This window comes from Streptomyces sp. NRRL B-24572, assembly GCF_002156145.1.
GTDB lineage: Bacteria > Actinomycetota > Actinomycetes > Streptomycetales > Streptomycetaceae > Streptomyces > Streptomyces vietnamensis.
This window is the reverse complement of sequence record NZ_MWIG01000339.1, coordinates 1-6,038: the sequence shown is the minus strand read 5'-3', so window position 1 is coordinate 6,038 and position 6,038 is coordinate 1. Positions and strand designations below refer to the sequence as shown.

The following is a 6,038-nucleotide window of genomic DNA, read 5'->3' as shown; positions in this document are numbered from 1 at the left end:
CGCAACGAGCTGAAGGTCGTCGCCGACTGCGCGTACACCAACACCGGTGAGGGCCTGCACCGCTTCGTCGACCCGGTCGACGACCAGGCCTATCTGTACACCCAGTTCGAGGTGCCGGACGCGCGGCGGGTCTTCGCCTCGTTCGAGCAGCCCGACCTGAAGGCGACCTTCCAGTTCACCGTGAAGGCGCCGAGCGGCTGGTCGGTGATCTCGAACTCGCCGACGCCGAAGCCCGAGAACGACGTGTGGGTCTTCGAGCCGACCCCGCGGATCTCCACGTACATCACGGCCCTCATCGTCGGCCCGTACCACTCGGTGCACTCGACGTACGAGGGCAAGGACGGCCAGGTCGTCCCGCTCGGCATCTACTGCCGTCCCTCGCTGGCCGAGTTCCTCGACGCCGACCACATCTTCGACGTCACGCGCCAGGGCTTCGACTGGTTCCAGGAGAAGTTCGCGTACGACTACCCCTTCGCCAAGTACGACCAGCTGTTCGTGCCGGAGTTCAACGCGGGCGCGATGGAGAACGCGGGCGCGGTCACCATCCGCGACCAGTACGTCTTCCGCTCGAAGGTGACGGACGCGGCGTACGAGCGTCGCGCCGAGACCATCCTCCACGAGCTCGCCCACATGTGGTTCGGCGACCTCGTCACCATGGAGTGGTGGAACGACCTGTGGCTGAACGAGTCGTTCGCCACCTACACCTCGGTCGCCTGCCAGGCCTCGGTGCCGGGCACCCGCTGGCCGAACGCCTGGACCACCTTCGCCAACGCGGAGAAGACCTGGGCCTACCGCCAGGACCAGCTGCCGTCGACGCACCCGATCATGGCCGAGATCAACGACCTGGAGGACGTGCTCGTCAACTTCGACGGCATCACGTACGCCAAGGGCGCCTCGGTCCTGAAGCAGCTCGTGGCGTACGTCGGCCAGGACGAGTTCTTCAAGGGCGTCCAGGCGTACTTCCAGGCGCACGCCTTCGGCAACACCCGCCTGTCCGACCTCCTCGGCGCGCTGGAGGAGACCTCGGGGCGCGACCTGAAGACCTGGTCGAAGGCGTGGCTGGAGACGGCCGGCATCAACATCCTCCGCCCGGAGATCGAGACCGACGAGAACGGCTCCATCACCGCCTTCGCCGTCCGCCAGGAGGCCCCGGCGCTGCCCGCCGGCGCCAAGGGCGAGGCCGTGCTGCGCCCGCACCGCATCGCGATCGGCTTCTACGACCTGGACGGGACCGGCAAGCTGGTCCGCACCGACCGCCTGGAGCTGGACATCGCGGCGGCCGAGCTGACCCCGGTCGCGGAGCTGGTCGGCAAGGCCCGCCCGGCGGTCGTCCTCCTCAACGACGACGACCTGTCGTACGCCAAGGTCCGCCTCGACGAGGTGTCCCTGAAGAACGTCACCGCGCACCTCGGCGACTTCGCCGAGTCCCTGCCGCGTGCCCTGTGCTGGGCCTCGGCCTGGGACATGACCCGCGACGGCGAGCTGGCCACCCGCGACTACCTGGACCTGGTGCTCTCGGGCATCGCCAAGGAGTCCGACATCGGCGTGGTGCAGTCGCTCCAGGGCCAGGTGAAGGCGGCCCTCGACCTGTACGCGGCGCCGGAGTGGCGCGAGGCCGGACTCGCCCTGTGGACGGACGCCACGCTGACGCACCTGCGCGCGGCCGAGCCGGCCGGCGACCACCAGCTGGCGTGGGCCCGCGCCTTCGCGGCGACCGCCCGCACCCCGCAGCAGCTGGACCTGCTGGCGGCGCTCCTGGAGGGCCGTGAGTCGATCGAGGGCCTGGCGGTGGACACCGAGCTGCGCTGGGCGTTCGTGCAGCGCCTCGCGGCCACCGGTGTCTACGACGAGCCGGAGATCGCGGCCGAGCTGGAGCGCGACCGCACGGCGGCGGGCGAGCGGCACGCGGCCACCGCGCGCGCGGCCCGTCCGACGGAGGCGGCGAAGGCGGAGGCCTGGGCCTCGGTCGTCGAGGACGACAAGCTGGCGAACGCCGTACAGGAAGCTGTGATCGCCGGCTTCGTGCAGGCCGACCAGCGCGAGCTGCTCGCCCCGTACACGGCGAAGTACTTCGCGTCGATCAAGCACGTCTCGGAGACCCGCAGCCACGAGATGATCCAGCAGATCGTGGTCGGCCTCTACCCGACGCTCCAGGTCTCGCAGGAGACGCTCGACGCGACGGACGCGTGGATCGCCGAGCACGACCCGGTCCCGGCGCTGCGGCGTCTGGTGACCGAGTGCCGCGCGGGAGTCGAGCGCGCCCTGAAGGCGCGGGCGGCGGACGCGGCTGCCGCGAAGTAGTACCCGGTCAGTACCCGGTTGTACGGAGAAGGGGCGCCCTCCCCCGTGGAGGCGCCCCTTCGCCGTGCTTGGAGTCCGCCCGGCGGGCAGGCGTCGGCGCGCAGCCGCACCGCCGGGCGGAGGCTCTTGGATCAGCCGCCGAGCGCCGCGTACCGGGCGCGCAGGTCGGCCGCGCCCTGCTCCGTCAGTGCCCCGTGGAGACGCATGCGGGCGACGCCGCCGTCGGGGAAGGCGTCGAGCCGGACGTGGGTGACGACGGCCTGCGCGGGGAGCTTGAAGCGGTGCAGGGTGTCGGGCTGGAGGCGGGTGCGCGGGATGATCTCGAACCACTCGCCGCTGTCGCCGTTGCGGCCCTGGAGGGCGATCCAGCCGGCCGAGTTGCCCTTGAGGTAGGCGGTGTCGATCTCGACGGCACGGACGGCGCCCTGGGCGACGAGCTTGAAGCGGACCCAGTCGTTGGTGTCGCGGACCCGGCGGCGGCGGTTCTCCCAGCCGTCGTCCATCTTGCGGGAGGTGCCGGGCAGGATGATCTGGGTCGGCGAGGAGTAGAACTTGTCCGAGGCGTCCTCGTACGAGCCGCCGTTGAGCACGGCGATCAGGTCGAGGGTGCCGAGGAGCTCCAGCCACTCGGGGTCGGGCACGACCTCGCCGTGGACGCGGAACCGGGCGACGCCGCCGTCGGGGTGCTGGCAGAGCCGTACGTGGGTGAAGCGGCGCTCGGCGGTGATCTCGAAGCCGTTGGCCGCGTGGCCGCGGACGGGGGTCGGCGGGACGAGCTCCTCCCACTTCGCCTCGAGCAGCTCGGCGGGGCTGGGCGAGCCCTCGACGGCGGTGGCCTGGATGCTCACCTTCTGCGGGTAGTTGCCGCGGAAGTGGGCGGTGTCGACGACGATCCCGCGGATCACGCCGGGGGCGCCGAGGCGGACGATCGCCCAGTCGTGGTCCTCGGGGGCGGGGAAGACGTTCTCGGCGTCGGCGCCACGGCGGCGGCGGGTCTCCCAGCCGTCCATGATCTTGCCCTTGTGGCCGAAGTGCTCCGGGTCGAAGACGGCCCGCTCGCGGACGAGGAGGTTCTCCCGCTCGGCGAAGAACTCGTCGTTGGCGGCGACGACTCCGGCGCCGAGGCGGCGGTCGGCGAGGTCGACGAGCTCGGTGAAGGGGAAGTCACCGGTGCGGTAGTCGGCGTACGGGTCGCCGCCGGAGTAGGGGGCGGCGTCGTTGGCGTGCGGGTCCTGGTTCGCGTCGAGGCTGCTCATGGCTTCGACTCTCCCGTGCGGCCAGCTCTCCGGTCCATCGAATGTTTTCGATGGATGCATTCAGCTCTGCTGAACAATCATGGGGTCAGCCCTGCTGAACGGTTTCGCGGGCCGCCGCCGCCTGCCGGAGGGCGGCGAGCACCCGGGCCACCGCCGGGCCCTCCTCCGCCCCGCTGCGCACCGCCGCGACGACGTGGCGGCGCGGCTGGTCGGCGGAGAGGACCCGCATGACGACCCCGGCGCCGCCCCGGCGGTCCGCGGAGGCCATCCGGGGCACGAGCGCGATCCCGAGCCCCGCCTCGACCATGGCGAGGATCGCGGTCCAGCCGGAGGCGCTGTGGGCCTGCTCCGGCACGAAGCCGGCGGCCTCGCAGGCGGCGGTGGTGATCTCGGACCAGGGTCCCGAGCCGCCGAAGATCCAGGGCTCGGCGGCGAGGTCGGCGAGCCGCAGTCCCGGCGCGTCGGCGAGCGGGTGGCCGGCGGGCAGGGCGACGTCGAGGGGGTCGGCGAGCAGCGGCATCCTGCTGTACTTGGGGTCGCGCGCGGAGGGCGCGTGGGCGGCGAGCGAGAGCGCGAGGTCGACCTCGCCCGCGGTGAGCAGCTCGTACGCCTCCGCCGCCTCGGCCTCCCGGATGCGGACGTCGAGCCCGGGGTGGGCGGTCCGCAGCTGCCGTACGGCGGGGACGAGGAGCGCGGGCACGGAGGTCGAGAAGGCCGCGACCCGCACCTGCCCCGCCTCGCCCCGCAGGTAGCCGTCGAGTTCGGCGTCGGCGCGCTCCAGCTGGGCGAAGACCACCTCGGCGTGGCGCAGCACCAGATGGGCGGCGTCGGTGAGGCGGACCCGGCGGCCCTGGGCCTCCAGGAGCCGCACGCCGAGCTGTTTGGCGAGGTTGGTGAGCTGCTGCGAGACGGCCGAGGGGGTCATGAGCAGCGCCTCCGCGGTCGCGGTGACGGTGCCGCGGTCGCGGAGGGTGCGGAGGATCTGGAGCTTCTTGATGTCCCACTCGGTCATGGGGCGCAACATATCGGGCCTCTCTTCACCGGGCCGCGGCTGCCGGGCCGCGGTTACCGGGCCGCGGCTGCCGGGCCTCGGTCACCGGGCCTCGGTCACCGGGCCGAGCTCATGGCGACCCCGCCGAGGATGAGGACCATGCTCGCGCCGCCGAGGAGGCCGAGCTGTTCGCCGAGGAGGGCGTACGAGAGGAGGGCGACGCAGACGGGCTGGAGGTAGTAGACGATCCCGGCGCGGGCGGCGCCGATCAGGGTGACGGCCTTGTTCCAGGCGAAGAAGGCGACGGCGGAGGAGAGCACGCCGACGTAGACGAGGGGGCCGACGGTGCCGGTGGTGGGCTCGAAGCCGCCCTGGACGGCGAGGCTGATCCCGTACGCCGGGAGGAGCATGAGGGCGCCGAGGGCGAAGGTGGTGAAGAGGAAGGCGAGGCCGCCGAGTTCGGCGGGACGGCGCTTGAGCAGGGCGCTGTAGGAGGCGAAGCAGACGGCGGCGGCCATGACCCAGAGGTCGCCGGTGGCGAAGTCCGGGGTGAGCGAGCCCTTGCTGACGAGGAGCAGGACTCCCGCGCAGGCGATGAGCATGCCGGTGGTGCGGCGCGGGCCGAGGCGGTTGCCGCCGAGCCGGGCGAAGACGGCCATGAGGACCGGGGAGGCGGCCATGATCATGCCCATGTTCCCGGCGGAGGTGGCGGTCCCGGCCTGGTTGACGAGGGTGTTGTAGACGGTGATGCCGAGCAGCGAGGCGAGGGTGAGGAAGCGGAGGTGGCGGCGGATCAGGTGCCGCTGCCGCCAGGTCTCGCGGGCGGCGAGCGGGGCGACGGCGACGAGGGCGACGATCCAGCGCCAGAAGGCGGCCTGGACCGGGGGGACGGTGTCGTGGAGGGCGCGGGCGACGACGAAGCTGCCGGACCAGACGACGGTGGCGAGGAGGGCGAGCAGCACGCCGAGGCCGGCGCCCTTGGCGGGTGCCGGCCTCTCGGTGGCTGCGGTGGTGGTGTCGGTCGGGTTGCGGGCGGTGTCGAGGCTCATGCCCCTTACCGTCGCACCCCCGAAACCTCCAGGTCCATCGAAACTTCCTGACCGTTCTTTTCAGCTGCACTGAACGATTCGACCTCGGGGGCGGTCCCCTTGGGGGTGCGAGGGCTCAGCTGGCCCACCAGGGTGGCGCCGAAGGCGATCAGCATGCCGAGCACCTGCACCGGGCCGAGGGCCTGGCCGAGCGCCGCCCAGCCGATGACGGCCGCGGTGATCGGCGAGAGCGGGCCGAGGAGGGTGGCCGAGGAGGCGCTCAGCCGCTCGATGCCGCGGAACCAGAGGAAGTACGAGATCGCGGTGTTGCCGAAGGCGAGGTAGGCGTAGCCGGCCAGGTTGGTGCCGGTCAGGGCCGGCGGGGCGCCCTCGATCAGGAAGGCGAGGGGGGCGATGACCAGGCCGCCCGCGGTGAGCTGCCAGCCGGTGACCGCGAGGGCG

5 protein-coding genes are annotated in these 6,038 nt (G+C 72.3%); 1 reads left to right on the top strand and 4 read right to left on the bottom strand.

The window, feature by feature from the left end; all coding sequences use genetic code 11:
* Nucleotides 1–2,301: aminopeptidase N (gene pepN / locus CCN56_RS21080; protein WP_086829024.1), on the top strand; the 2,301-nt coding region annotated here is incomplete at its 5' end.
* Between the two features lie 131 nt (nucleotides 2,302–2,432).
* On the opposite strand, the gene alc is transcribed toward pepN, so the two are convergent.
* From alc to CCN56_RS21060, 4 genes are all read right to left on the bottom strand, one after another.
* Nucleotides 2,433–3,557 (bottom strand): allantoicase, encoded by a 1,125-nt coding sequence (alc, locus tag CCN56_RS21075; protein WP_086829023.1) that lies wholly within the window; start codon nucleotides 3,555–3,557, stop codon nucleotides 2,433–2,435.
* Between the two features lie 85 nt (nucleotides 3,558–3,642).
* Nucleotides 3,643–4,569, bottom strand: coding sequence for a LysR family transcriptional regulator (locus CCN56_RS21070; protein WP_086829021.1), 927 nt, complete (start codon nucleotides 4,567–4,569; stop codon nucleotides 3,643–3,645).
* 95 nt (nucleotides 4,570–4,664) lie between these two features.
* Complete coding sequence (locus CCN56_RS21065) at nucleotides 4,665–5,597, bottom strand: DMT family transporter (protein WP_086829018.1); 933 nt, start codon at nucleotides 5,595–5,597, stop codon at nucleotides 4,665–4,667.
* Between the two features lie 5 nt (nucleotides 5,598–5,602).
* Nucleotides 5,603–6,038: DMT family transporter (locus tag CCN56_RS21060; protein WP_143664584.1), on the bottom strand; the 436-nt coding region annotated here is incomplete at its 5' end.